We start from the raw sequence: 26,340 nt of genomic DNA on the forward strand, positions 1-26,340 counted from the left end.
CCCCGCCCCCGCCCGACCCCCTCGTGTGCAAATCGCGACCGACGGCGGGCGAGAACCCGACGGAACGGGGTTCTTCGCCACCTCGAGAAGGGCGGATGTCGGGTTCGGCATGCCTCACGACCTCTCCTCGGTCGGGTTCGGCACGCCTCACGACCTCTCCTCGGTCGGGTTCGGCTCGCGGCATCCGGGGCGCGCGGCACGCCGCCCGCCGCGCGCCCCGGATGCCGCAACGTGCCCGACACACGGCGCTGGCATCATGATCGACATGCCCCGCGCCTCCCGCCCCCGCCTGCTGGTCGTCGACGTGAGCGACGAGGGTCGCGACGACCCCGCGTTCCACGCCGAGCTGCTCGAGCTCACCGCCGAGGTGCTCCGCGCCGCCGACGAGACCGGCTTCGAGGTCCGTCGGGTCGCGGCCGCGTCGAGCGGGGCCGACGGTCTGCTGACCGAGCTGGATTCGGCGGACGCCGTCGTCGTCACCGGCGGGGAGGACGTCGACCCGGAGTTCTACGACGGCCCGGCCGACTACCCCGAGCGGGGTCAGACCTTCCCCGACGCCGATCGTGCGCAGATCGCGCTGGTGCAGCGAGCCGTGGAGGCGCGGGTCCCGCTGGTCGGCATCTGCCGCGGCATGCAGGTGGTCAACGTGGCCCTCGGCGGCGATCTCGTCCAGCACCTCCACGAGGGAGGGCACGTCCGGGCCGGGGTGCCCGACGACAGCATGGTCGACCACGAGGTCCGGCTCGACCCGGCCAGCGACCTGGCGACCGTGCTCGGCGGGAGCCGCTTCGACGTGCGCAGCTCGCACCACCAGGCGGTCGGGCGGCTCGGCTCCGGGCTGCGCGCCGTCGCCTGGGCGGACGACGACACCGTCGAGGCCGTCGAGCACGACGGCTCGCCGCTCTGGTGCGTGCAGTGGCACCCGGAGGACGCCGGTGCGCGCGGCGACGTGCTGACCGATCTGCTTCGTGCGGCGCGGGACGCCGAGGGGCCGGGCGTCGTCCTCCCGATGTAGAAACCAAGCGTCGGTCGTCATTCTGCCCTGAGGCCTTGCGGGCGGGGGAGGTGGTCGTGTCACACTGGAGGGAGCGCCCTCGTCGTGGAGTGGCAACATCCCCCATCCCCACCCGTCAGCAACGATCGCGACGAGTGCGCATCGCCCCCGCGACGCCGTGCCCTGCACCGGTCGTGTCGGCGTCCTCCCGACGAGTCGTCTCGTCGTGCGCGCGCTCGCCGCCCGACCGGAGGCACAGCCGTGACCGAGACCACCACCACTCGCCCGTCGTCGACCGAGCCGGATCGCGATCGCGGTCACGAGCCCGGCCGCGCCGGCACCGAGCAGCCGCACACGCTCACGTCGTCGGCCGTCGTCGGCATCGCCGTGCTCGGCCTCTCGACGTTCTTCGCCATCACGACCGAGCTGATGCCGGTCGGCCTGCTCTCGACCATGAGCGCCGACCTCGGCGTCGCGGAGTCGCGGATGGGCGTCGTCGTCACCGTCTACGCGCTGGCCGTCGCCGTGCTCGCGCTGCCGCTCACCTGGGCCACCGCGCGCGTGCCGCGCAAGGCCGTGCTCGTGGCGACCCTGGTCGGCTACACGCTCTCCAACCTCATGGTCGCCTTCGCCCCCGACTTCGCGTTCCTCTGCGCCGGACGCATCGTCGGCGGGATCGCGCACGCGCTGTTCTTCTCGGTCGCGTCGGCCTACGCGACCCGCATCGTGCCTCCTCGGCTGGCGGGTCGGGCCATCGCGTTCGTCTACTCGGGCAGCTCGCTCGGCTTCGTGATCGGCGTGCCCGTGGCCACCACGGTCGGCGACCAGGTGGGCTGGCGCCTCGCGGTGACGGGCGTGGCCGTCGCGTCGGCGCTGCTCGCCGTCGTCGCGCTCGTCTTCCTCCCGTCGGTGCGCGGCGAGTCGTACCCGCACCTCGGCTCGGTCGCCTCGTGGGCCCGCTCGGGCCTGCTGGCCGTCGTCGTCGCCGACCTCCTGCTCTTCGCGGGCCACTACGTCGTGTACACCTACATCGGTCCGTACCTCGTCGGAGCCGGTCTCGGCGAGAGCGCCACGGGCACGGCTCTGCTCGTGCTCGGCGGCACGGGGGTCGTCGGCCTCCTCGTCGCGGGGGCGTTCGTCGACCGCGCGCCGCGGCAGACCCTGCTGGTCGCGGTCGGCGTCATGGCGCTCGCCCTCGGAGCGCTGCCGTTCGTGCACGGCTCGCTCGTCGGCACGTTCGTCGTCGCCGGCGTCTGGGTCGCCGCCAACGGCACCACGGGGACGCTCTTCATGGCGGCGGCGATCCGCGCGGGCGGCGTCAGCCCCGACATCGCCGGCGCCCTCATCAACGCAGGGTCGAACGTGGGCATCGCCGCCGGCGCCGCGGTGGGCGCCCGGGCCTTCGACCTCGCCGGCATCGAGGCCCTGCCCGCCACGGCGGCCGTGGTCGTGGCCGGCAGCTTCGTCGTGGTGCTGCTGGCCCGACGCGGGTTCCCGACGATCGGCCACTCGCAGGTGTCGCTCTCGACGTCGAACCTCCGCACGATCACGTCGTCGGTGGCCGTGGTGACCGGCTCGGTGCGCACGATCCCGTCGGCGACCGGCTCCGTGCCCACCCTCGGCGGCCACTCCCGTCCCCGACCCTGAGCGGATCGGCCGCGGGAGGCGGCGGGCGGCCGCGGGAGGCGGCGGGCGGCGTCACCGGGGGTCATCGTCCAGCGCGGCCTCCCGCGGGTGCGGCAGGATCGACGGATGACGGAATCCCTCGCGAAGAAGCAGCTCATCCTCAACCTCTTCGAGATGAACTGCGTCGGGCACATCACGCACGGTCTCTGGCGGCTGCCGCACAACCACCGCAGCGAGTACAAGGACCTCGCGTACTGGCTCGAGCTGGCGCGGCTGGCCGAGAGCGGCGGCTTCGACGCGATCTTCATCGCCGACGTGCTGGGCGCCTACGACGTGTACGGCGACAGCCCCGCCCCCGCGCTGCTCGAGGGCATCCAGGCGCCCAACAACGACCCGATGCTGGTCGTGCCCGCGATGGCGGCGGTCACCGAGCACCTCGGGTTCGGCATCACCTTCTCGACCAGCTACGAGCCGCCGTTCGCGTTCGCGCGGCGCATGTCGACGCTCGACCACCTGACCAAGGGGCGGGTCGGCTGGAACGTCGTCACGTCGTACCTGCCGAACGCGGCCCGGAACTTCGGCCTCGACGCCGAGATCCCCAAGGCGGAGCGCTACGCCCGGGCGGCCGAGTACCTCGACGTGCTCTACAAGCTCTGGGAGGGCTCGTGGGAGGACGACGCCGTCGTGGCGCTGCCCGAGGCCGACGGGCTCGAGCCCGGCTCGGGCGTCTACACCGACCCGGCCAAGGTGCACGCGATCGACCACGAGGGCGCGCACTTCCGGGTGGCGGGCCCGCACCTGAGCGAGCCGTCTCCGCAGCGCACCCCGGTGCTGTTCCTCGCGACGGCCTCGCCCGACGGCGTCGAGCAGGCGGCGCGCAACGCCGAGGTGGTCTTCACCGGAGGCCCGGCGGTCAAGGCCGTCGGCGCCGCCACCCGCGCTGCGGCGGTCGAGGCGGGTCGGTCCGCCGACGACGTCTCGTTCATCGTGCAGGCCGGCGTCGTCACCGGCCGCACCGACGAGGAGGTGGCCGAGAAGCTCGCCCTCTACCGGTCGTTCGCGAGCGCGCAGGGCAAGCTCGTGCACCGCAGCGTCCCGTTCGACGCCCTGTCGCACCCGAAGGACCGCACCGTCCGCGAGGCCCTCGAGATCGAGGGTCGCCTCGACCACCCGGGTGCCGCCTCCCTGCCGCTCGACATCACGGTCGGACAGCTGGTCGACGGGGTCGACGAGGCCTGGGGCGGCACGTTCTTCGTGGCCGGCACCCCGACGGTCGTCGTCGACGCCATCGAGCGGTGGCTCGACGAGGAGGGGATCGACGGCATCAACCTGCGCCAGTACCACTCGTTCGACACCCTGCGCGACTTCGTCGAGCTGATCGTGCCCGAGCTGCGTCGTCGGGGTCGGGTCCGCGAGGGGTACACCCCGGGCGAGACGCTGCGCGAGCGGCTGACCGGGGGCGGGCCGCGCCTCCCCGAGACGCATCCGGCCGCCGCCTACCGACGGACGGCCGCCGAGGCCTGAGCGGGCGGGGCGACCCGGAGGGTCAGCGGGCGCTGCGGTCCCGGTAGCGCGCCGGGACGGGCGGCACGCGGAGCCAGGTGGTGCGCTGCACGCCGTCGCGCGAGGTCCAGTCGACGAAGACGGTGCCGAGGTCCACGACCGCCTGCAGCTCGGCCGCCGTCGCGATGCCGATCATCGAGCCGCGGCGGAGGCGCTGCGTTCCGCGGACGGTCCCATCGGGCAGCTGCACCTCGACGCGCCGCGGGTCGCGGCCTCCGATCGACTGCAGCACGAGGCAGACGCCGAGCGGCAGGGAGGGGTCGTCGCCGTCGTGCGGCAGGCTCAGGTAGGTGAGGTAGAAGCGAGGGGCCTTCGGGAGGCGCGCCACCCGTTCCGTCCGCAGCCGACCGGTCGCCGACCCGGGCCGCGCGCCGAGAGCGGGGGGCTGCTCCGTGCCGGATGCGGTGGTGTCCATCGTGGTCGTCCCCTGGTCGTCGTCGCCGCCGGCGGTCCGTCGCGTGGCGTCTCCTCCAAGGGAACCCCAGGAGGCGCGGCGGGACAACGGGGGACAGCGCCCCAGACAGGGGGACAGGGCCGCCCCAGTCCGGGGGGTCTCCCGCGTGTCGGCGGATGACCCTAGGCTCGATCCGTGATCGACAGAGCACCGGGCGGAAGCCCCGGCGAGAACCCCCGGCCCGCCGAGAACCACCGTGCCGACACCGGTCGTCGCCTGCGGCGGCTCGGGTTCCTCACCTTGGGGGCCTTCGACGGCGACGATCCCTCGACCGGCCTCGACGACGGCCTCCGGCTGTTCGAGCGCGCCGAGGCGCAGGGGTTCGACGGCGGCTGGACCCGCACGCGACACCTGCAGTTCGGAATCTCGTCGCCGGTGGCGTTCCTCTCGGCGGCGGCGCAGCGCACCAGCCGGATGACCCTCGGCACGGCGGTGCTCCCGCTCGGCTACGAGAACCCGTTCCGCCTGGCAGAGGACTGGGGCACCGTCGACGTGCTCTCGCGGGGCCGGGTGCAGCTCGGGGTCAGCGTCGGCGAGCCCCGGTCGTACGACGAGATCGGCGAGCACCTCTACGGCGCGGCGGCCGACCGTCAGGACTTCAGCTACGCCCGCGTCGAGAAGTTCCTGTCGCTCGTGCGCGGCGAGCAGGTCAGCGCGTTCGAGGGGGTCGAGGGCATCGAGCGCTACACGGGACGGGTGCAGCCGCAGAGCCCCGGCCTGGCCGACCGGGTCTGGTACGGCGCCGGGAGCCCCCGCTCGGCCGAGTGGGCGGGCTCGCAGGGGCTCGGCATGCTGATCAGCAACGTCAGCTTCGCGGGCGCCCCCGGCCCGATCGACGCCGAGCGCTTCGCGGCCTCGCAGCTCGAGCAGATCTCCGCGTTCCGGGCAGCCCATCCGCAGGGCGACGCGGCGCCCGTGGCGAAGGGCGCCGTCGTGATCCCGACCGACACGGCGACAGCCGAGCAGCGCGGCGTCTACGAGGCCTACGCGGCGTCCCGACGTGAGCGCACCTCGGTCGCCCACGGGCCGCGCGGCATGATGTTCGACCGCGACCTGGTCGGCCCGTCCGAGTGGATCGTCGAGCAGATGGCCGCCAATGCGGCGATGCGCGAGGTCGACGACCTCATCCTCGAGCTGCCCTTCGACTTCGGCATCGACGAGTACACGCAGATCCTCCGCGACGGCGCCGAGATGCTGGCCCCGATGCTCGGCTGGAGCCCGTCGGTCTGACCGGGAGTGAGCGCTCACCCGGGCGCTCGCCGAGGCCTAGACTGACGGCGCCACCGAGCCGAAGGAGTCCCGATGCACAACTGGGCCGCCAACGTCGAGTACTCGACGTCCGATCTGCGCCGTCCCGCCACTCTCGACGAGGTGCGCGACGTCGTCGCCTCCAGCCGACGCGTCAAGGCGCTCGGTTCACGGCACTCGTTCACGCGGATCGCCGACACCGACCCCGACGGCGTCCTGCTCTCGCTCGACCGCCTCGGGGTGCCGATCGAGCTCGACTCGGAGGCGCAGACCGTCCGCGTCGGCGCGGGCACGACGCACGCGGTCCTCGCGGTCGAGCTGCAGCGGCACGGCCGCGCGCTGCCCAACCTCGCCTCGCTGCCGCACATCTCCGTGGCCGGCGCGGTGCAGACCGGCACCCACGGTTCGGGGGTCGCGAACCCGGCCCTCTCGGCCTCCGTCGCCGAGGTCGAGTTCGTGCGGGCCGACGGATCGCTCGAGACCGTGCGCCGCGGCGACGCCGCGTTCCACGCGTCGGTGGTCGGTCTGGGCGCCCTCGGCGTCGTGACCGCCCTCACCCTCGACACCGTGCCGACCTTCGACGTCGTCCAGACCGTGCACGAGGGGCTGCCCTGGCGTGCGGCGCTCGACCGGTTCGACGAGGTCGTCGGCCACGCCTACAGCGTCAGCCTCTTCACCCGGTACACCGGCGACACCGTGCACCAGGTCTGGGCGAAGGCCCGGGTCGGCGACCCGGTCCGCCTCGATCTCGCCGAGCTCGGCGCGGTGCCCGCCGCGGCGGCCGTCCACATGCTGCCCGACACGGCCGCCGACGCGGTGACCCCGCAGCTCGGCGTCCCCGGACCGTGGCTCGACCGGCTGCCGCACTTCCGCGCCGACTTCACGCCGAGCGCCGGCGAGGAGATCCAGAGCGAGTACCTCGTCCCCGCCGAGCACGCCGTCCCGGCGATCGAGGCGCTGCGCGCGGTGGGCCACCGGCTCGCCGACGTCCTCTTCGTCGGCGAGATCCGGACGATCGCCGCCGACGACGCCTGGCTGAGCCCCAGCGGCGGCCGCGACAGCGTCGCGTTCCACTTCACCTGGCGGCGCCTGGCCGACGAGGTCCTCGCCGTCCTGCCCGTCGTCGAGGCGGCCCTGGCGCCGTTCGACGCCCGGCCCCACTGGGGCAAGGTCGCCACCCTCGACCGCGGGGTGCTCCGCGAGCGCTATCCGCGCCTCGACGACTTCGCCGCCCACGCCCGCGCCGTCGATCCCGACGGCCGGTTCCGCAACGATCAGCTGTCCCGCACCGTCTTCGAGGAGGCCCCTGTTGTCTGACCCCACCCGTTCCTCCTCGACCGCGACGGCCCTGCCGATCAGCGGTTCCGCGAGCTCGCTCGAGCACGGCCCGTACCGTGCCGAGATCGCCGGAGTCGGCGCGACGCTGCGGGCCCTGACATACGAGGGCCGCGATCTCGTCGTCCCCTTCGAGGCCGACGAGGTCCGCCCGCTCTACCGCGGCGCGCTCCTGGCCCCGTGGCCGAACCGCGTGGTCGACGGACGCTACGACGACGACGGCGTGGAGCGGCAGCTGCCCGTCACCGAGGTCGAGCGCGGCCACGCCCTGCACGGGCTCGTGCAGTGGGACGAGTGGACGGTCGAGCACCACACGCCCGACCGGGTCGTCCTGGCGACCCGGGTGGCGCCGAGCGACGGCTACCCGTACCGCCTCGACCTGCGCGCCGAGTACCGTCTCGACGACGAGGGCCTGCACACCACCGTGCTGGCGGTCAACGTGGGCGCCGGACGGGCCCCCTACGGCGTCGCCCCGCACCCGTACCTCTCGGCGGGCGACGGCCGGGTCGACGACTGGACCCTCGTGCTTCCCGCCGACAGCTACCTCGAGGTGACCGACGACCGCCTCGTGCCCCTCGGCGTGCACGGCGTCTCGGAGCGCGACGGCTTCGACTTCCGCGACGGGAGCACGATCGGCGACCTCTTCGTCGACCACGCGTTCACCGACCTCGCGGTCTCCGCCGCCGGGGTCGCGGAGGCGCGGGTCACCACGGTCGACGGCACCGGCGTCCGCATGAGCTGGGGCCGTGAGCTCCCGTGGGTGCAGGTGCACACCGGCGACCGGCCCGAGCCCGAGAACGACCGTCGAGGGCTGGCCGTCGAGCCGATGACCTGCCCGCCCGACGCCTTCACCAGCGGGATCGACCTCGTGCGACTGGCGCCGGGCGAGTCGCATGAGGCGAGCTGGACGATCTCCGCGATCGGGTGATCGAGGAGATCGTCAGGTGCGGTCTCGGGTCGTCTGGTTACCATCGGGTGTGCGCAGACCTCCCGAACGAGACGAACCGACGACGCCCGACGAGGGCCCCGCGGCCGCCGGCGTCGCTCTCGACGGGATGACCGGCGCCGGGTCCGCGGCCCCCCGTCACGCGCGCGGACGCCGCCGTCGCGCGGTCGTCCTGCCCGCGGCCGCGGGCGTGCTCGCCGCCCTGCTCGTGCTCACCGGCGGCTACGCCACGTACAGCTACAACCGGTTCGTCGGCGGGGTCACCCACATCGACGCCATCCCCGCGTCCGGCGGCGACAGCACGGACGACGACGTCGACGGCGTCGCCCAGAACATCCTCCTGGTCGGCGACGACCACCGGCCCGACAACGCGACCCCCGAAGAGCTCGCCCTGCTCAGCACCGAATCCGACGGCGGCGCGACGAACACCGACACGATGATCGTGCTGCACATCCCGGCCGACGGATCGAGCGCGACGCTCATCTCCATGCCCCGCGACTCGTACGTCGAGATCCCGGGATACGGCGAGAACAAGCTCAACGCCGCCTACTCGCTCGGCAAGGAGGCCGGCGGCAGCGACGCCGCGGGCGCCCAGCTGCTGATCCAGACGGTCCAGAACCTGACGGGCCTCACCATGGACCACTACGTGCGGGTCTCGCTCATCGGCTTCTACCGGGTGGTCGACGCGCTCGGGCCCGTCGAGGTCTGCCTGAACCAGGCGGCCGTCGACAGCTTCTCGGGCGTCGATCTGCCCGCCGGGGTCTCGACCCTCGACGCGAAGCAGTCGCTGTCGTTCGTCCGCCAGCGGCACGGGCTGCCCGGCGGCGACCTCGACCGTCAGGTGCGCCAGCAGTACTTCCTCAGCGTCGAGGCGCGCAAGATCCTCTCGGCCGGGACCCTGCTCAACCCGACCAAGCTCGGCTCGGTGCTCGACGCGGTCAGCTCGTCGATGGAGACCGACTCCGGGCTGAACTTCCTGCAGCTGGCGAACCAGGTCAAGAACCTCCGGCCCGAGAACGTCCGCTCCGCGACCATCCCCGTGCTCGGCACCCCGACCATCTACGTCGGAGGGAGCGCGCTGTCGATCGTCGAGGTCGACAAGGGTGCCATGCCGGCCTTCATCCAGAGCCTCGTCGGTCCGCCGCAGGCGTACACCGACGCCGTCGCGGCGGACCCCGCCGGAGTCCAGGTCACGGTGAGCAACGCCAGCGGCGTCACCGGAGCCGCCACGACCGCCACCGAGGCGCTCGCCGCGGCCGGATTCGCCACGGGTGCGCCCACCTCGGGCGCCGCGACGGCCGCGACGGTCGTCAACTACCCCGCGGGGCAGGAGGCGCAGGCCAAGGCCGTCGCGGCCTACCTGCCCGGTGCCGTGGCCGTGGCCTCGAGCCAGGTGACCGGAGTGACGGTCGTGCTCGGCAGCGACGGGGTCGCCGTGCAGGCCCCTGCGGCGTCGGCGGCCCCCTCGGCCACCCCCGACGCGACCGAGTCGCCCGAGGCCCCGGCCGCCACGGAGGCGGCCCCGTCCCCGACCTCCACCCCGGCGGGAACGAGCTACGCCGCCGGCGCCTGCATCAACTGACTCCGAGCCGCCGAGCCGCCGAGCCGCCGAGCCGCCGAGCCGCCGAGCCGCCGAGCCGCTGGACCGTCCGTCCGGGCGGCGGGCCGGTCCGTCAGGCCGGCAGCGGCTCGGACCCGAGGGCGTCGACCTGCCAGGTCATCGCGGAGACCGCGCCGGGCGAGAGCCGATGCAAGGCCGCGGAGAGCGCGCGCCGGGTCCGCCGGGCCGAGAGCTCGTCGCGCACGACGACGTCGAACCGCAGCATCTCGGGCGTCTCGGTCAGCAGCACCGTCCCGGCGTCGGCCAGCTGCACGAGGTACTGACCCTCGTCGACCCTCGCGGCGACGTGCTCCGAGAGGAGCCGGCGTGACAGCCAGAAGAGCCCGGCGGCGTCGTGCGCGGTGTGGACGGTGGCCGTCGCGGTGATCATGTGCACACTGTGCCGGGCGGAACGCTCAGGCACGTGAACGGCGTGTGGCGGGCATGTAAACCGCGACCCGGCGTGGCCGACTTGACACGCGCCTGCGCAGCGCGCATCATTGGCGAGCGCTCGGATGTGAGCGCTCACATTGCAAGCAGTCCCTGACGAAGAGGTCACCTGTGAACACCAGCAACCCCACTCATCGCGACAACCGCCGACCGTCCGCGGTCGCCGTCTCGCCCCCCGCCGCCGCGTGCGGAACGGACGCCCTCTTCTCGGGCTGATCCCGCCGCCCGGCCCGCCACGGCCGAGCCTCGACCCCGCCTCTCTCAGCGCGCCGCACCCCGATCCCGTCGGGGTCATCCGGCCACGGCCTCCTCGGCCGTCGCCCGCATCGCCGGACGTCCTCACAGCCGGACGTCCATCGGCGTGACCGTTCACACCGAGCGGTCCGCGCCTCCTCGACCCACCCTCCCCCCTCCCACCGTCATCGACGACGTCGTCGAGATGACACGGACACCAAAGGAATCACCGTGAAGAACAAGAAGATCCTCGCCGGCATGGTCGCCGTCGGACTCGTCGCATCGCTGGCCGCCTGCTCCGGCGGCGGCGGCGGACGTGGCGCCGACTCCGGCAGCGGAGCCTCCGGCGGCGACAACGCCGGCGCCCTGGTCGGCGTCGCGATGCCCACCAAGGTCTCCGAGCGCTGGATCAAGGACGGCGACGCCGTCAAGAGCGCTCTGGAGGACAAGGGCTACAAGGTCGACCTCGAGTACGCCGACAACAAGATCCCCACCCAGGTGCAGCAGGTCAGCAACATGATCACCAAGGGCGCGAAGGTCCTGATCATCGCCTCGATCGACGGCGGTTCGCTCAGCGACCAGCTCGACCAGGCCGCGGCGGCGAACATCCCCGTGATCTCGTACGACCGTCTGCTGACCGGCAACGAGAACGTCGACTACTACGTGTCGTTCGACAACTACAAGGTCGGCGTCGACCAGGCCACCAGCCTGCTCACCGGCATGGGCGTCCTGGACGCCGACGGAAACAAGGTCGACGGCGTCGAGCCGCAGAACATCGAGGTGTTCGCCGGCAGCCCCGACGACAACAACGCGACCTTCTTCTTCAACGGCGCGATGGACACGCTCAAGCCCTTCATCGAGGACGGCACCATCACGATCGGCTCCGGCCAGGACGGCTTCACGCAGGCCGCCACGCTGCAGTGGGACCCGGCCACGGCCAAGGCCCGCATGCAGAACCTGATCGCCTCGACCTACTCGGGCGGCACCACGCTGAACGGCGTGCTCTCGCCCTACGACGGCATCTCGATCGGCATCATCTCGGCTCTGCAGGGCGCCGGCTACGGCACCTCGTCGCAGCCCCTGCCGATCATCACCGGTCAGGACGCCGAGGCCGCCTCGGTCAAGTCGATCATCGCCGACCAGCAGTACTCGACCATCTACAAGGACACGCGTCAGCTCGCCGACCAGTCCGTGATCATGGCCGACGACCTGCTGACCGGCAAGACGCCTGAGACCAACGACGACAAGACGTACGACAACAAGGCCAAGGTCGTCCCGACCTACCTGTTCCAGCCGACGATCGTCACCAAGGAGAACTACGAGAAGGTCCTCGTCGAGAGCGGCTACTACACCGAGGCCGACCTCAAGTAACACCCCCGGACCCGAGGAGGCGCGGTGCGCGACACCAGCGCGCCGCGCCTCCTCGGCCCCCAGACTCCACACCCCACCACGACACGGAAGCAGGAACACGTGGCGAACACGATCCTCGAGATGCGGGAGATCACCAAGACGTTCCCGGGCGTCAAGGCGCTGCAGCAGGTCTCGCTGGAGGTCGAACGCGGACAGGTGCACGCCATCTGCGGCGAGAACGGCGCCGGCAAGTCGACCCTCATGAAGGTGCTGTCGGGCGTCTACCCGCACGGCACGTTCGACGGGCAGATCCTCCTCGACGGGCAGCCCGTCGAGTTCAAGAGCATCAACGACTCCGAGGCCGCCGGCGTCGTGATCATCCACCAGGAGCTGGCCCTCAGCCCGTTCCTCTCGATCGCCGAGAACATCTTCCTGGGCAACGAGCAGTCGAAGGGCGGGTTCATCGACTGGAACAAGACCAACCTCGACGCGGCCGGTCTGCTGGCCCGCGTCGGACTGCGCGACAACCCGATCACCAAGGTCGTCGACCTCGGCGTCGGCAAGCAGCAGCTGGTCGAGATCGCCAAGGCCCTGTCGAAGCGCGTGAAGATCCTGATCCTCGACGAGCCCACCGCCGCCCTGAACGACGACGACTCGGCTCACCTGCTCGACCTGATCAAGAGCCTCCAGGGGCAGGGCATCACGTCGATCATCATCAGTCACAAGCTGAACGAGATCAAGGCGATCGCCGACAAGGTCACGATCATCCGCGACGGCAAGACCATCGAGACCCTCGACATGCACGCCGACGAGATCAGCGAGGACCGCATCATCAAGGGCATGGTCGGCCGCGACCTCGAGAGCCGGTACCCGGCGCACGAGTCGACGATCGGCGACGAGCTGCTCCGCATCGAGGACTGGACCGTCCACCACCCGCTCGACGCGTCGCGCGAGATCATCCACCAGGCGAACCTGAACGTGAAGGCCGGCGAGATCGTCGGCATCGCAGGCCTGATGGGCGCCGGTCGCACCGAGCTCGCGATGAGCGTGTTCGGCCACAGCTACGGCGCCGGGATCTCGGGCACCGTCTACAAGCGCGGCGTGCCGATCAAGACGAACACCGTCAGCGCGGCGATCAAGCACGGCATCGCCTACGCCACCGAGGACCGCAAGAAGTACGGCCTCAACCTCATCGACGACATCACCCGCAACGTCTCGGGCTCGGCGCTCGGCAAGCTCGCGCAGTGGGGCTTCGTCGACGCGTCCAAGGAGAGCACGGTCGCCGAGGGCTTCCGCAAGAGCATGAACATCAAGGCGCCGAACGTGGCCGCCCTGACGGGGAAGCTCTCGGGCGGCAACCAGCAGAAGGTCGTGCTGTCGAAGTGGATGTACGCCGACCCCGACGTGCTGATCCTCGACGAGCCGACCCGTGGCATCGACGTCGGGGCGAAGTACGAGATCTACACGATCATCAACCAGCTCGCCGACGCGGGCAAGGGCGTGATCGTCATCTCGAGCGAGCTGCCCGAGCTGCTCGGCATCTGCGACCGCATCTACACCCTCTCCGAGGGCACGATCACGGCGGACGTGCCGATCGCCGACGCCACCCCCGAGTACCTCCTGAAGTACATGACCCTCGAAAAAGAGAGCCCGATCAATGAGCGCGCCTAGCCCGGCCAAGGCCACCGACCCGAAGCCCACCGGCACGACCCCGCAGGGCCCCGGCCCGCAGTCGGGCTCGTCGAACCCGTTCCTCTCGGCCGTCAGCTACCTGACCGGTCAGCTCCGCCAGATCGGCCTCTTCATCGCGCTGATCGTCATCGTCCTGTTCTTCCAGATCACGACCGACGGCATCACGCTGGCGCCGATCAACGTGTCGAACCTGATCGTGCAGAACAGCTACATCCTGATCCTCGCCATCGGCATGGTGATGGTGATCATCGCCGGTCACATCGACCTCTCGGTCGGTTCGATCGTCGCGTTCACGGGCGCCATGGCCGGCGTCATGATCACCCAGTGGGGTCTGCCCTGGCCCGTCGCCGTCGTGCTCTGCCTCGTGCTCGGCGCGCTGGTCGGAGCCTGGCAGGGCTTCTGGATCGCCTACTTCGGCATCCCGGCGTTCATCGTCACGTTGGCGGGCATGCTCGCCTTCCGCGGTGCCGCCCAGATCGCCCTGCAGAACCAGCAGATCTCGCCGTTCCCCGACGGCTTCCGCGCCATCGGCTCGGGCTTCCTGCCCGCGTTCGGCACGACCGGCTACGAGCCGCTCACCCTCATCCTGGGCGCGATCGCGGCCGTCGCCCTGATCGGCACGGGTCTGCGCGGTCGTGCGGTCCGCCGCAAGTACCAGCTCGAGGACGAGCCCTTCCTGTGGTTCATCGTCAAGCTGGCCTTCACGGTCGCGCTGGTCATGTACATCGGGTTCCTGCTCGCGAGCTACTCGGGCACCCCGATCGTGCTGGTCGTCCTCGGCGTGCTGGTGGTCGTGTACTCGACGGTCATGAAGAACTCGGTGTTCGGTCGCCACGTCTACGCGATCGGCGGCAACCTGCACGCCGCCGCGCTGTCGGGCGTCAAGACCAAGCGCGTGACGTTCCTGCTGTTCGTCAACATGGGCGTCATCTCGGCCCTGGCCGGACTGGTCTTCACCGGCCAGCTGAACCTGGCCAGCCCGAGCGCCGGCAACGGGTTCGAGCTCGACGCCATCGCGGCCGTCTTCATCGGCGGTGCGGCCGTCACCGGCGGCATCGGCACCGTCACGGGCGCCATCGTCGGCGGTCTGATCATCGGCATCCTGAACAACGGCATGTCGATCCTCGGCGTGGGCACCGAGTACCAGTCGCTCATCAAGGGGCTCGTGCTGCTCGCCGCGGTCGCGTTCGACGTCTTCAACAAGCGTCGCGCCGCGTCGGCCAAGAAGTAACCGGCCCCGCCAGCCGAGGAGGCGCGGTTCCTGTGATCAGGAGCCGCGCCTCCTCGCATTCCCGGGCGGCGGACCCGAAAACCGAACGGACCTAGGATCATCTCGTGGCAACCCTCTTCGACGTCGCGGCCGCGGCCGGCGTCTCGCATCAGACCGTCTCGCGGGTCGTCAACGGAGACCCCTCGGTGCGTCCGGCCACGAAGGCCAAGGTCGACGCCGCGATCGACGAGCTGAACTACCGTCCGAGCCTCGCCGCCCGGGCCCTCGCCAGCCGCAGGACGACCTCGATCGGCCTGATCAGCACGGGGTTCCCCTTCTACGGACCGTCGAGCACGATGCACGGCTTCAACGGCGCGGCGCGCCGGGCCGGCTACCAGGTGTCGATGGCCACGCTCGACGTCGCCGACCGCCGGGGCATGCAGCAGGCCCTCGACGCCCTGCTCGGCCAGAACGTCGCCGCCCTGGTGCTCATCGCCCCCGACCCCGAGGTGCTGCGGGTGCTGCGGCTGGCCGAGGTGAGCGTGCCGCTCGTCACCGCCGACAGCGAGGCCGAGGCCGGACACCACACGGTGTCGCTCGACCAGGTCGCCGGCGCCCAGTCGGCCGTCGAGCACCTCGCCGCGCTCGGCCACACCCGGATCGCCCACGTGGCGGGCCCCGAGGGCTGGATGGACGGCCGCGATCGGGAGCGCGGCTGGCGCCTGGCCTGCGCGCGGCTGGGGCTCGACCCGACGGTGCTGCTCCGCGGCGACTGGACGCCCGGCTCGGGGCATCGAGTCGGACGCGATCTCGTCGAGCGGGTCGTCCGCGGCGAGGTGACGGCCGTGTTCTGCGGCAACGACCAGATGGCCCTCGGCCTCGTGCACGCCCTCACGGAGGCGGGCGTCTCGGTTCCCCGCGACGTCAGCATCGTCGGCTTCGACGACATCCCCGAGGCCGCGCACTTCCTGCCGCCGCTGACCACCGTGCGGCAGGACTTCGAGGCGCTCGGCCGACTGATCATGACGACCGTCGAGGCCGTCCTCGCCGGCGACGACACCCCCGTCGCCTCGATGCCGACGGAGCTCGTGGTGCGCGGCTCGACGGCCCGCGCCCCGGCCTGAGGGCGTCCGCCGCCTCGTCGCGAGCCGGTCCTCCGCCACGGCGCCGCCGACGGGCATACGTCGGCCCTCCCGGTTGTTGGCCCCGGCATGAGCATTCCCCTCTCGATCCTCGACCTCGCCCCCGTCGCCCCCGGGGAGACCGTCCGCGACAGCTTCGCCGCCTCCGTGGCCCTGGCCCAGCAGGCCGAGAAGAGCGGCTACCGTCGCGTCTGGTACGCCGAGCACCACAACATGCCGTCGATCGCGTCGAGCGCGACGGCGGTGCTGATCGCGCACATCGCGAGCCAGACGTCGACCATCCGCCTCGGCTCGGGCGGGGTCATGCTGCCCAACCACTCGCCGCTCGCGATCGCCGAGCAGTTCGGCACCCTCGAGACCCTGCACCCCGGGCGCATCGACCTCGGACTCGGGCGGGCCCCCGGCAGCGACCAGGCCACGTTCCGGGCGCTGCGTCGTGACCCGGCGTCGTCCGAGCGGTTCCCGCAGGACGTCGTCGAGCTGCAGGCGTTCCTCGCGGGCGAGTCGCGCGTGCCCGGCGTCCAGGCCGTGCCGGGCGGCGGCACGAACGTGCCGCTGTACATCCTCGGCTCCTCGCTGTTCGGCGCCAAGCTGGCCGCCGCCCTCGGCCTGCCCTACGCCTTCGCCTCGCACTTCGCCCCCGGCGACCTGATCGACGCCGTGACCGCGTACCGACGCGAGTTCCAGCCGTCCGAGCAGCTCGCCGAGCCCTACGTCCTGGCGGCCGTCAACGCCGTCGTGTCGGACGACGCCGCCGACGCCGACGCGCAGTTCGCGGTCGTGAAGCGTCAGCGCCTCCTCATGCTGCTGCGCCAGAGCGGGCAGATCGACATCTCCCGCGAGTTCGACGACGCCGAGCTCGACCACCTGCTCCGCACGCCGGTCGGCCAGCACGTCCAGACGATGACCACCTACACCGCCGTCGGCACGCCGTCCGAGGCCCGCGAGTACATGGAGCAGTTCGCCCGCACGGCCCAGGCCGACGAGCTCATCGTCGCCCACGCCGGGTCGTCGAAGGAGGCGCGGCTCCGCTCGGTCGCGCTGCTCGCCGAGGCCATGCAGCCGGCCACCGCCGCGTAGTCCGCTCCGAACCTCTAGGGTCGACCCCATGAGCCTGCCGTCGCTGGCGGCGCTCGGGGTCGACCCGGTCGCCGCCGAGGTCTACGAGATCGTGCTGACGCGACCCGCCGGGGTCGACGTCGCGGGCGTCGTCGCCGTCGGCCGCGTCGATCGCGGGGCCGCCACGACGGCGCTCGACCGTCTCCGTGAGCTCGGGCTCGTCCACCGCAGCGCGACGGCTCCTCCCGACGTCGGCGGAGCCGCCGCCCCGTCCGCGGACGCTCCGCGCTGGGCCGCCGTGGATCCGCGGGTCGCCGTCCCGGCCCTCGTGTCGGCGCGGGCCGACGCGCTCTCCGCGGCCCGCGCCTCCACGGCGGTCCTCGCCGAGCTGTTCGACGACACCCGGCGCCGTGACCACCCCTCGGCCACCACCCGCACCGTCTCGGGCTCGGCGGACGTGGGGGACTGGTACTCCCGGCTCGAGCTCCGGGCGACCCGGTCGTTCCTCGCCTTCGACCGTCCTCCCTACGTCGTCGCCGGCAACGAGTCCACCGAGCGCGGGTCGCTCGGTCGCGGCGTGCGCTGGCGCGCGGTCTACACCGTCGACAGCTTCGTCGCCGAGGGGCGCTGGCAGGGCGTCCGCCGCCTCGGCGGTCACGGCGAGGAGGCGCGCATCACGCACGACCTGCCCGTGAAGCTGGCCGTCGCCGACGAGAGCATCGCGCTCGTCTCGATCGGGCACGACCCCGATCGACCCGAGGCCCTGGTCACCGAGTCGCCCGCTCTCGTCGCCGCGCTCGGCGAGCTGTTCGAGCAGCGCTGGCGGACGGCCGTCCCCGTGCCGGTCGAGAGCGTCCCGGGCGGGGACGCCCCGGACTGGGCCGCCGTCGCCGCGAGGGTCGCCGCGGCCTCGGGTCGGCCCGAGGCGGGGAGGGCGCCGACTCCCGACGAGCGGGACCTCGTCGCGCTCATCGCGGCGGGAGCGACCGACGAGGTCGTCGCGCACCGGCTGGGGGTCTCCGTCCGCACCGTGCGTCGGCGCCTGCACGACCTCCTCGACGAGCTCGGGGCGTCCAACAGATTTCACGCGGGCGTCGAGGCGGCGCGGCGCGGCTGGATCTGAGTGGGGCGTTCGGGGGACCCGGCGTCCCCCGAACGGGTCACGCCAGGTAAACTCCGTGACCGATCGCGGCCAGTGGCCGGTTCCGGCCATGGCCCCCACTAGAGGGTCGTCGGATTCTCAGGTAACTCTTATCCGGACGACTGCGCCATGGGGGCGGCAGCGTCGGAAGGCACCCGTGATCACTCCATCCGGCCGACGTCGGCCGAAAGTCCCGCTCACCGCACTGCTCGTCTCCGGCCTCGTCGCCGCGGGCATCGTCGCCCTCCCCGCGACGTCGGCCGTCGCCGCCGAGGGTCCGGCCGTCGTGGGAGACACCTCCTTCTCGGCGGGCAAGTACATCGTCACCCTGCGCGAGCCCGCCGCCGCGACGTACGAGGGCGGGACCGCCGGGCTCCCGGCCACCGCGCAGCCCGAGGGCTCGCGGCTCGACGCCCGGGCGGCGCCGGTGCAGAAGTACAGCGATCACCTCGAGCAGGTGCAGGCCGACGTCGCGTCCGCCGTGGGCGCCTCGGTCGACGCGCACTACTCGGTGACGACCAACGCCTTCGCGGCCGACCTGACCGCGGATCAGGCCCGGTCGCTGGCCAGCGACCCGTCGGTCGCCGCGGTGTCGAAGAACGAGCTGCTCAAGCTCCAGGCGACGCCGTCGACGGAGTTCCTCGGCCTCGGGGACGCCCAGGGCGCCGGGGGAGTCTGGGACTCCCTCGGCGGTCGCGACGTCGCCGGCGAGGGCGTCGTCGTCGGCATCATCGACTCGGGCATCGCCGCGGGCAACGCCTCGTTCGCGGGCGACCCCCTCGGATCGGCCAGCAGCACCGAGCCGCACCTCGAGGGTGACGCGACGGTGTTCCCCAAGGGCGACGGCGGGACCTTCCGCGGCGTCTGCGAGACCGGCGTCCAGTTCACGGCCGCCGACTGCAACACGAAGCTGATCGGGGCCCGGTACTTCGTCGACGGCTTCGGCGTCGGCAACATCGGCACCGAGGAGCAGGGCGAGTACCTCTCGCCCCGCGACGGCAACGGCCACGGCTCGCACACCGCGAGCACCGCCGCCGGCAACGCGGACGTCGAGGCGCAGGTCGCCGGACGCGACTTCGGCACGATCTCGGGCGTCGCGCCCGCCGCGAAGATCGCGGCCTACAAGGTCTGCTGGGACGGTCCCGACCGCGTCTCCACCGACGACGACGGCTGCGCGACCCTCGATCTCATCGCCGCCATCGAGGCGGCCGTGACCGACGGCGTCGACGTGATCAACTACTCGATCGGCGGGGGCGGCGCGACCAGCACCTTCTCGGCGACCGACCAGGCGTTCCTCGGCGCGGCCTCGGCGGGCGTCTTCGTCGCGGCCTCGGCCGGCAACGACGGGCCCACCGCGACCACGGCCGACAACGCGGCCCCCTGGATCACCACGGTGGCCGCCAGCACGATCCCGAGCTACGACGCCACGGCCCGCACGGGCGACGGCGTCTCGTACCTCGGCGGATCGATCACCGTGCCCGTCGGCGACGAGGGCCTGTCCGGCCCGCTGGTCGACTCGACCGCCGTCGCGGCGGCCGGCGCGGACCCCGCGGACGTCGCGCTCTGCGCCCCCGGCACCCTCGACCCCGCGACGGCGGACGGGAGCATCGTCCTCTGCGATCGCGGCGTCGTCGACCGCACGGCCAAGAGCGCCGAGGTCGAGCGCGCGGGCGGCATCGGCATGCTGCTCGTCAACAAGACCCCGAGCTCGGTCGACCTCGACGAGCACGCCGTTCCGACGGTCCACGTCGACGCCGAGGGCTACGCCGCCCTGCACGCCTACGCCGCCACGGACGGTGCGACGGTCACGCTGCTCGACGGCAACCCCGACGGCCTGCCCGAGCCCGCGACGCCCCAGATCGCCGGCTTCTCGTCGCGCGGTCCGGTGACGGCCGACGGCGGCAACCTGCTGAAGCCCGACATCTCGGCGCCCGGCGTCGCGATCCTGGCGGACGGGGCCAACGCGGCAGGCGAGCCCGGCTCGTACGAGTTCCTCTCGGGGACGTCGATGTCGTCCCCGCACATCGCGGGTCTCGCCGCCCTCTACCTCTCGGCGACGGCCCACCCGGACTGGTCGCCGGACGAGGTGAAGTCCGCCATGATGACGACGGCCTACGACCTCGTCGGAGAAGACGGTCAGCCCACCCGGGACGTCTTCGCCCAGGGCGCCGGCCACGCCGATCCGACGCGGTTCCTCGAGCCCGGTCTGCTCTACGAGAACGGCCCGGACCAATGGCAGGCGTACGTCGACTCGATCGGCACCGTCGAGGGCACGGACTCGTCGATGAACCTGCCCTCGATCAGCGTCGGCTCGCTGGCCGGCACCGCGACGGTCACCCGCACCGTCACGGCGACCGGGGCCGGTACCTACACCGCCGCGCCGGTCTCGATCCCCGGCGTCACCACCGAGGTCTCGCCGTCGACCCTGACGTTCGCCGAGGCGGGCGAGCAGCAGGACTACACGGTGACCTTCACCCGCACGACGGCCGAGCTCGACGCGTTCGCCACCGGCTACCTCACCTGGAGCGACGGCACCCACGACGTCCGCAGCCCGCTCGCGGTCCGCCCGGTGCAGCTCGACGCCGCGGCGGAGCTGAGCGGCGAGGGCGCCGAGGGCGAGGCGTCGCTCGACGTCACGGCCGGCGACGCGCTGTCGCTGCCGCTGGGCGTCGAGGGGCTGAACGAGGGCACGGTCGCGACCGGCTCCGGCACGGCGGGCGGCGACCCCGCCCTGGTGCCGCTGACCGTCGCGGCGGGCACGACGCACGGACGGTTCGTACTCGACTCGGGCGACGACACCGCCGATCTCGATCTGCTGCTCTACACGGCGGACGAGGCCGGCGAGCCGGACGCACTGGTCGACTACGCCGCGACGGGGTCCGCCGACGAGCAGCTCGACGTCGAGGCCCCCGAGGCCGGCAGCTACGTGCTGATGGTCGACTTCTACTCGGGAGCCGGCGACCTCGACTACTCGCTGACGTCGTATCTGCTCGACCCGGCCGCCGAGACCGGCTCGTTCGCGGTCGACCCGACCACGCTCGACGCCGGACTCGGCGAGACGACGACGGTCACGACCTCGTGGACGGGGCTCGACTACGACTCCAGCTACCTGGGTCGCGTCTCGTACGGCGACACCGGCACGGTCACCTACGTGACGGTCGCGTCGGGCGCCGAGCCCGAGCCCGAGGAGCCCCCGACCGAACCCGGCACGCCCGGGAACGGCTGGGACCTCGGGGCGATCCTCGACTGGATCTGGAACGCCATCGGCGACCTCATCCACCACTGGTGGCCCCGCTGGCGCTGAGCGGCCGGGCCTGAGGGCCTGACGGCGAGCAGGAGGCGGTCCGCACCTTCCCAAGGGAGGTGCGGACCGCCTCCTCGTCCGTCCGGCGGCCGAGAATGCGTCGAACCTGCACGTCCCGGAAACACGAGTGGACTAGGTTCGATCCCCGTGGACGAACAGACCGGCAACTCGATGCGCGTGGTGAGCTACAACCTTCGCGAACACACGGCCAGAGGCGAGATCGAAGCGCTGGCGCGCGACAACCGCGCCGACGTGCTCTGCCTGCAGGAGGCCGACACGAACGACATCCCCGACACCCTGGGCGACATGGTGCTCGCGGCGTCGACCCGCAACAACCGGCTCGGGTTGGCGGCCTACTACCGGCCCGACCGCTTCGAGCTGCTCGGCTCGCAGGTCTACGCGCTGAAGAAGTCGATGCACGACCGGGTGATGTCGCCGGCGCACGAGCGGCTGCTCGCGATGCACCTGGCCGACCGGGTGTCGCAGAGCGACGTGCTGGTCGGGTCGTTCCACGCCGCGCCGCTGACGGCGACGAACGGCCTGCGCCGCAAGCAGGTCGCCTCGGCCCACCAGTTGATGCGGGCCCTGGCGCCGGGCGTGCCCATGCTGATGGTCGGCGACTTCAACTACCCGTGGTTCCACCATGGCCTCCGCAAGCAGATCGAGCGCGACGGCTTCATCCTGACCCGCAGCGACAGCCCCACGTACCTCGGCTACCGGTACGTCAAGGGGCACTTCGACTTCGCCACGAGCATCGGCCTCACGATCGACGACATCGTCACGCTGCCGGCCGGGGTCTCCGACCACCGGCCGATCCTGGTGCGCGCGAAAGGCCTCGCCGCCGCCTGAGGCCTCCCCTCTCGAGGGGGCCGCAGGCGGGACGAGGCCGAGGAGGCGCGCCCGGACGGATCGGGGTCGACCCGCCCGAGCAGCGTGGTCAGGCCGCGAGCAGGAGCGCGTCGGTCGTCACGGCGTAGGCCTGGACGATCGTGCGGCTGGGCTCGCCCCGCCAGCTGCGGCCGGGGATGACCCAGCCCTCGGTGCCCGAGACGGTGACGGTCGCTCCGATGCGCACGGCGTCGGTGACGACGTCGCTCCAGGCGCGGACGGCGAACTCGGCGCCGCGGTCGTCGACGACGACGAACTCGACGAGCCGGGCGGTGGTCAGGGTCGGCACGGTGCTGACCGTGCCGGTGATGGTGGTGATGGTGCTCTTCATGATGCGTTCTCTCGATGTGCTCTGTGGCACGCGGCGCGTCGGCTCGCGTGGGCCGTCGAGGTGCGACGGCGGTTCGGACGGTGTGTCCGGTCGGGCCTGTTCTCGACACTCGGAGGAGTGAGCACCCGTAGGTGGCTCCGATGATGTCGTCGGGCGGTTCGGAAGGGGAGTGCCGGTGTGGACTCGGCGGCTCGTGTTCCGGGAACGATCAGAGAGGATCGGTTCCAAGCGACTCATGACAGTAACACACCCGGGGTACAAGCACCAGGGTCTTCCTTGGAAGCATCGCAGGGCCCCGGTGGTTGGCTTGAGACATGACCACGATCCCCACCATCACCCTGAACAACGGAATCCAGATCCCCCAGCTCGGGTTCGGCGTCTACCAGGTCGACCCGGCCGAGACCAAGGACGCCACGCTCACCGCGCTCGAGGTCGGCTACCGCCACATCGACACGGCCGAGATGTACGGCAACGAGGCGGGCGTGGGCGAGGCCCTCACCGCCAGCGGCATCGACCGCAGCGAGATCTTCGTCACCTCCAAGCTCAACAACGGCTTCCACAAGCGCGACGACGCGCTCACGGCCTTCGACGGCACGCTCGACGCCCTCAAGCAGGACTACGTCGACCTGTTCCTCATCCACTGGCCCCTCCCCGGCATCGACGTCGACTACGTCGAGACCTGGAAGGCCATGGAGGAGATCTACGCCTCCGGTCGCGCCAAGTCCATCGGCGTCTCGAACTTCCAGCAGGCCCACCTCGAGCGCATCCTCGACGAGGGCTCGGTCGTCCCGGTCGTCAACCAGATCGAGGTGCACCCGTACCTCACCCAGGACGCCCTCCGCGAGTTCGGCGTCTCGAAGGGCATCCACACCGAGGCGTGGTCGCCCATCGCCCAGGGCGGCGTGCTAAAGGACGAGACGATCACCGAGATCGCCGAGCGCGTCGGCAAGTCGACGGCCCAGGTCACCCTCCGCTGGCACATCCAGCGCGGCGACATCGTCTTCCCGAAGTCGGTCACCCGCTCGCGCGTCGAGGAGAACTTCGACCTGTTCGACTTCGAGCTCACCGACGCCGACGTCGCGGCGATCACCGCGCTCAACAAGGACGAGCGCACGGGCCCCGACCCCGACGAGTTCAACTACATCCCGTAAGCGGCCTCCCGCTTCGAGACACCCGGCCGGGTCGTCGCGCCTCTCGCGCGGCGGCCCGGCCGTCGTCTGCCCGGGGGTCGTCCACCCGGGTGCCGTCCCCTCCGGCGTGGCCGTGGTCGCGGCCGCCCTGCTGCCGTCCCGCTGACGACCGTCCGTGCCGGCGGTCGGTCGGCGCTCGGGGCGCCCTAGTACGCTCGATGCTTCCGACAAGACGGCAGGGCCCGGGAGAGTGTGAGAGCGTGCGACGACTCGTGGGTGTGCTGCGGCTGGTCGCCGCGGCGGCCGGGCTGTCGGCGCTCGTGTCGTACTTCGTCTACGTGCTGGGCTTCAGCACGTTCAGCACCGTGAACTACTTCAGCTACTTCACGCAGCAGAGCAACATCGCCAACGTCGTCGTGCTGACCGTGTCGGGGGTCCTCATGCTGCGCGGCGTGCCCGAGCCCCGCTGGTTCGCCTCGCTGCACGCCCTGGTCACCACGTACGTGATCGTCTCGGGCCTGGTCTACGGCATCATCGTCGCCGAGTCCGCCAGCCACGATTACACGATCGGCGTGCCGTGGTCGAGTCAGGTGCTGCACTTCTACCTGTCGACGTTCGTGCTGATCGACTGGGTCCTCGCACCCGGCCGGACGCGGGTGCGCTGGCGCCTCGTGCTCGCGGCGCTGCCGTTCCCGATCGCCTGGGGCGTGTTCACCATCTGGCGCGGTGCCCGGGTCGGCTGGTACCCGTACTTCTTCCTCGATCCCGCGCAGGTGCGCTTCCCCGACGAGTTCGTGCCGTACAACGGCATCGCCCTGGGCACGATCGTCGGGGTGACGGTGGCGCTCGTCGGGCTGAGCCATCTGCGTCCGCGTGACCGACCCGCGGTGTCGGGTGCGCCTCCTCGGCTGGCGTCCGTCCGGGTGGGGGCCGGTCTCGTCCCGGAGGCGCGGGCCGACTCGGTCCCGCGCCGTCGCCGGGGCGAGCGTCAGGCTGCGGGCGTCGCCGAGGGATCGCCGGACGGGGAGCCCGTCGGCTCGGGCGACGCCGACAGCAGGTCGAGGTAGGGCGTCAGCGAGGTCAGCGCGGCCTCGACGGCGGCGTCGTCGTCGAGCGCCGCGGTCGCGTCGGCGGAGTCGCCGCCGGTCAGGGCCACCAGGATGGGCTCGCCGGTCGCCGGCAGCAGATTGACGAACAGGCGGTACGCGGCGGTGTCGTCGAGAACGGCCCAGACCGTGGCCTCGGTCGACCAGAACGCGCGGTCGAAGCGCAGCCAGAGGGTCTCCTGGTCGCCCATGCCGAGCGCGTCGATCGCCGCGGTGTACCCGGCGGGCAGCGAGGGCGAGAACTCGACCGCGCCCTCTTTCAGGACTCCGAGCGGCAGCGTCGAGACGACCCGGTCGGCCGAGAGCGACTCCCCGGTCGCGAGACGGAGCCCGACGCCCTGGTCGCCGTACTGCACGCTGACGACGGTGCTGCCGCGCAGCACGTCGAGGTCGTCGAGCAGGCCCGTCACGAACGTCTCGAGGCCTCCCGTGACGAGGGTCGCGTCGACCGGCAGCAGGTCGTCGCCGATCTGGGACCGGGCGAGGTCGCCGGCCTCGGCGCCGTAGCGCGCCGGCAGGATCTCGTCGAGCAGGTAGGCCACGCGGTCGGCGTCCGAGACGCCCGTCGAGTCGGGGGCGCTCGAGACGTCGTCGGCACCGGATTCGGCGAAGACCTCCCGTGCGGAGCGGCCGTCGCCGTCGCCCGCGGGCCAGGCGGCGGCGGTGGCCAGCGCCGCCGCGAGCGGGGCCGTGAGATCGGTCGCCGTGCCGTCGGCGGTCCGCGCCTCGACGTCGCCGCCGAGGCGGACGGTGCTCACGCCGGCCAGGGCCAGAGCGCCGCGCAGGGCGGGCGCGGCGTCGCCGAAGAGGGTCGCGACGCCGAGCTCGACGGGGAACGGCCACGAGCCGTCGGTGACGGTGTGCACCCGGCCGCCGATCCGGTCGCGGGCCTCGACGACGACGACGTCGAAGCCGCGGTCGGCCAGCGCTCGGGCGGCCGTCGCCCCGGCGATCCCGGCGCCGATCACGGCGATGCGCTCGCCTTCGGTCGCCACGGCGGCGATCTGGTCGGCCACGTCGAAGCCCGACGCCCGTGCTCCGTAGACGGTGCCCCCGTGCCGCGCGGCCACCGCCTCGCCCGCGAAGAACAGACGGTCGTCGAGGGAGCCGGCCAGTGTCAGGCGACCGGTCGCGGTCGACCCGGTCGCCAGGTAGCTCGACGCTCCGCGGGCGAAGGCGTCGTCCGCCCAGGAGCTCCGGAGGAACCCGCTGGGCGAGACGCCGGCGGGCGGTGTCGCGGTGGGCGTCGGTGCGGGAGTCGGGGTGCCCGTCGTGGGGGCGGGGGAGGGCGCGTCGGGGGTGCACGCGGCGAGCACGAGCACGGTGGCGCCCGAGAGCGACCCGGTCAGGAACGCGCGACGACTGATGCCCATGGTCCCGACATTCTCGCAGCCCGCGCGCCGTTCCGCGCGCCCCGCCCCGCGCCTCCTCGGCTCCCGTCGCCGTCGCTGTCTTCGCCGCCTGCCCCGCCTCCCGTCCCTGCGCCTCCCGCCCCCGCGCCTCCCGCCCCCGCGCCTCCCGCCCCCGCGCCCCCCCC

Annotated in this window: 21 protein-coding genes; 17 read left to right on the plus strand and 4 right to left on the minus strand. The window is 72.3% G+C overall.

The genetic code is table 11. The annotated features are described in order from the left end of the window. Positions 1–265: 265 nt before the first annotated feature. The 3 genes from FFA01_RS13905 to FFA01_RS13915 all read left to right on the plus strand — a co-directional run bounded on the left by FFA01_RS13905 (position 266) and on the right by FFA01_RS13915 (position 4,144). Positions 266–1,015, plus strand: a complete 750-nt coding sequence (locus tag FFA01_RS13905; protein ID WP_146856791.1) for a gamma-glutamyl-gamma-aminobutyrate hydrolase family protein — start codon at positions 266–268, stop codon at positions 1,013–1,015. A 240-nt stretch (positions 1,016–1,255) separates the two neighbouring features. Continuing rightward, on the plus strand, positions 1,256–2,641 hold the full coding sequence (locus FFA01_RS13910; protein ID WP_146856792.1) for an MFS transporter: 1,386 nt from the start codon (positions 1,256–1,258) through the stop codon (positions 2,639–2,641). A 105-nt stretch (positions 2,642–2,746) separates the two neighbouring features. Next, a complete protein-coding gene (locus FFA01_RS13915) occupies positions 2,747–4,144 on the plus strand; it encodes an NtaA/DmoA family FMN-dependent monooxygenase (RefSeq protein ID WP_146856793.1) in 1,398 nt (465 codons plus the stop codon). 22 nt (positions 4,145–4,166) lie between these two features. On the opposite strand, the gene FFA01_RS13920 is transcribed toward FFA01_RS13915, so the two are convergent. Then, a complete protein-coding gene (locus tag FFA01_RS13920; RefSeq protein ID WP_146856794.1) occupies positions 4,167–4,598 on the minus strand; it encodes a hypothetical protein in 432 nt (143 codons plus the stop codon). Positions 4,599–4,772: 174 nt separating this feature from the next. On the opposite strand from FFA01_RS13920, the gene FFA01_RS13925 reads away from it, so the two are divergent. The 4 genes from FFA01_RS13925 to FFA01_RS13940 all read left to right on the plus strand — a co-directional run bounded on the left by FFA01_RS13925 (position 4,773) and on the right by FFA01_RS13940 (position 9,748). Further along, positions 4,773–5,867 (plus strand): LLM class flavin-dependent oxidoreductase, encoded by a 1,095-nt coding sequence (locus tag FFA01_RS13925; RefSeq protein WP_307725058.1) that lies wholly within the window; start codon positions 4,773–4,775, stop codon positions 5,865–5,867. Between the two features lie 72 nt (positions 5,868–5,939). Beyond that, on the plus strand, positions 5,940–7,202 hold the full coding sequence (locus tag FFA01_RS13930; protein ID WP_146856795.1) for an FAD-binding protein: 1,263 nt from the start codon (positions 5,940–5,942) through the stop codon (positions 7,200–7,202). After that, positions 7,195–8,148 carry an aldose 1-epimerase family protein gene (locus FFA01_RS13935; protein ID WP_146856796.1) on the plus strand — a complete coding sequence of 318 codons (954 nt, stop codon included), beginning with the start codon at positions 7,195–7,197 and terminating at the stop codon, positions 8,146–8,148. Before FFA01_RS13930 ends, FFA01_RS13935 begins: the two co-directional genes overlap by 8 nt. 49 nt (positions 8,149–8,197) lie before the next feature. Continuing rightward, entirely contained in the window at positions 8,198–9,748 is a 1,551-nt protein-coding gene (locus FFA01_RS13940) for an LCP family protein (protein ID WP_244289869.1), read from the plus strand. 91 nt (positions 9,749–9,839) lie between these two features. Here the strand turns inward: FFA01_RS13940 and FFA01_RS13950 are convergent, their stop codons facing one another. Beyond that, positions 9,840–10,157, minus strand: coding sequence for a hypothetical protein (locus FFA01_RS13950; protein ID WP_146856798.1), 318 nt, complete (start codon positions 10,155–10,157; stop codon positions 9,840–9,842). 524 nt (positions 10,158–10,681) lie between these two features. Between FFA01_RS13950 and chvE the strand changes: the two genes are divergently transcribed. From chvE to FFA01_RS13990, 8 genes are all read left to right on the plus strand, one after another. Next, on the plus strand, positions 10,682–11,821 hold the full coding sequence (gene chvE / locus FFA01_RS13955) for a multiple monosaccharide ABC transporter substrate-binding protein (RefSeq protein WP_244289870.1): 1,140 nt from the start codon (positions 10,682–10,684) through the stop codon (positions 11,819–11,821). A 120-nt stretch (positions 11,822–11,941) separates the two neighbouring features. Then, positions 11,942–13,471, plus strand: a complete 1,530-nt coding sequence (gene mmsA / locus FFA01_RS13960) for a multiple monosaccharide ABC transporter ATP-binding protein (protein WP_220478092.1) — start codon at positions 11,942–11,944, stop codon at positions 13,469–13,471. Next, positions 13,458–14,723 carry a multiple monosaccharide ABC transporter permease gene (gene mmsB / locus FFA01_RS13965; protein WP_146856800.1) on the plus strand — a complete coding sequence of 422 codons (1,266 nt, stop codon included), beginning with the start codon at positions 13,458–13,460 and terminating at the stop codon, positions 14,721–14,723. The genes mmsA and mmsB overlap by 14 nt, the downstream gene beginning before the upstream one ends. Positions 14,724–14,827: 104 nt before the next feature. Continuing rightward, positions 14,828–15,826: a LacI family DNA-binding transcriptional regulator gene (locus FFA01_RS13970; RefSeq protein ID WP_146856801.1), complete on the plus strand. Its 999-nt coding sequence runs from the start codon at positions 14,828–14,830 to the stop codon at positions 15,824–15,826. Positions 15,827–15,913: 87 nt separating this feature from the next. Further along, positions 15,914–16,924: an LLM class flavin-dependent oxidoreductase gene (locus tag FFA01_RS13975; RefSeq protein WP_146856802.1), complete on the plus strand. Its 1,011-nt coding sequence runs from the start codon at positions 15,914–15,916 to the stop codon at positions 16,922–16,924. A 28-nt stretch (positions 16,925–16,952) separates the two neighbouring features. Beyond that, on the plus strand, positions 16,953–18,026 hold the full coding sequence (locus FFA01_RS13980) for a helix-turn-helix domain-containing protein (RefSeq protein ID WP_146856803.1): 1,074 nt from the start codon (positions 16,953–16,955) through the stop codon (positions 18,024–18,026). 175 nt (positions 18,027–18,201) lie between these two features. Then, positions 18,202–21,348, plus strand: coding sequence for a S8 family peptidase (locus FFA01_RS13985; protein WP_167627394.1), 3,147 nt, complete (start codon positions 18,202–18,204; stop codon positions 21,346–21,348). A gap of 147 nt (positions 21,349–21,495) precedes the next feature. Further along, a complete protein-coding gene (locus tag FFA01_RS13990; protein ID WP_307725059.1) occupies positions 21,496–22,197 on the plus strand; it encodes an endonuclease/exonuclease/phosphatase family protein in 702 nt (233 codons plus the stop codon). Positions 22,198–22,285: 88 nt separating this feature from the next. Here FFA01_RS13990 and FFA01_RS13995 read toward each other — a convergent pair whose 3' ends face one another. After that, positions 22,286–22,567, minus strand: a complete 282-nt coding sequence (locus FFA01_RS13995) for a hypothetical protein (protein ID WP_146856805.1) — start codon at positions 22,565–22,567, stop codon at positions 22,286–22,288. Positions 22,568–22,881: 314 nt separating this feature from the next. On the opposite strand from FFA01_RS13995, the gene FFA01_RS14000 reads away from it, so the two are divergent. Together FFA01_RS14000 and FFA01_RS14005 are read left to right on the plus strand one after the other, a co-directional pair. After that, on the plus strand, positions 22,882–23,718 hold the full coding sequence (locus tag FFA01_RS14000; protein WP_146856806.1) for an aldo/keto reductase: 837 nt from the start codon (positions 22,882–22,884) through the stop codon (positions 23,716–23,718). A 239-nt stretch (positions 23,719–23,957) separates the two neighbouring features. After that, positions 23,958–24,764, plus strand: a complete 807-nt coding sequence (locus tag FFA01_RS14005; protein WP_146856807.1) for a Pr6Pr family membrane protein — start codon at positions 23,958–23,960, stop codon at positions 24,762–24,764. On the opposite strand, the gene FFA01_RS14010 is transcribed toward FFA01_RS14005, so the two are convergent. Beyond that, positions 24,686–26,176, minus strand: coding sequence for a flavin monoamine oxidase family protein (locus FFA01_RS14010; RefSeq protein WP_146856808.1), 1,491 nt, complete (start codon positions 26,174–26,176; stop codon positions 24,686–24,688). The genes FFA01_RS14005 and FFA01_RS14010 overlap by 79 nt on opposite strands. Positions 26,177–26,340 lie beyond the last annotated feature (164 nt).

The organism is Frigoribacterium faeni (genome assembly GCF_007988805.1).
Taxonomy (GTDB): Bacteria; Actinomycetota; Actinomycetes; order Actinomycetales; family Microbacteriaceae; genus Frigoribacterium; species Frigoribacterium faeni.

Coding starts and splice junctions, on each gene's coding strand:
- FFA01_RS14010 (WP_146856808.1), bottom strand. CDS start 26,176: ATGGGCATCAGTCGTCGCGCGTTCCTGACCGGGTCGCTCTCGGGCGCC.
- FFA01_RS13915 (WP_146856793.1), top strand. CDS start 2,747: ATGACGGAATCCCTCGCGAAGAAGCAGCTCATCCTCAACCTCTTCGAG.
- FFA01_RS13920 (WP_146856794.1), bottom strand. CDS start 4,598: ATGGACACCACCGCATCCGGCACGGAGCAGCCCCCCGCTCTCGGCGCG.
- FFA01_RS13905 (WP_146856791.1), top strand. CDS start 266: ATGCCCCGCGCCTCCCGCCCCCGCCTGCTGGTCGTCGACGTGAGCGAC.
- FFA01_RS13950 (WP_146856798.1), bottom strand. CDS start 10,157: ATGATCACCGCGACGGCCACCGTCCACACCGCGCACGACGCCGCCGGG.
- FFA01_RS13930 (WP_146856795.1), top strand. CDS start 5,940: ATGCACAACTGGGCCGCCAACGTCGAGTACTCGACGTCCGATCTGCGC.
- mmsA (WP_220478092.1), top strand. CDS start 11,942: ATGCGGGAGATCACCAAGACGTTCCCGGGCGTCAAGGCGCTGCAGCAG.
- FFA01_RS13995 (WP_146856805.1), bottom strand. CDS start 22,567: ATGAAGAGCACCATCACCACCATCACCGGCACGGTCAGCACCGTGCCG.
- FFA01_RS13975 (WP_146856802.1), top strand. CDS start 15,914: ATGAGCATTCCCCTCTCGATCCTCGACCTCGCCCCCGTCGCCCCCGGG.
- mmsB (WP_146856800.1), top strand. CDS start 13,458: ATGAGCGCGCCTAGCCCGGCCAAGGCCACCGACCCGAAGCCCACCGGC.
- FFA01_RS14000 (WP_146856806.1), top strand. CDS start 22,882: ATGACCACGATCCCCACCATCACCCTGAACAACGGAATCCAGATCCCC.
- FFA01_RS13980 (WP_146856803.1), top strand. CDS start 16,953: ATGAGCCTGCCGTCGCTGGCGGCGCTCGGGGTCGACCCGGTCGCCGCC.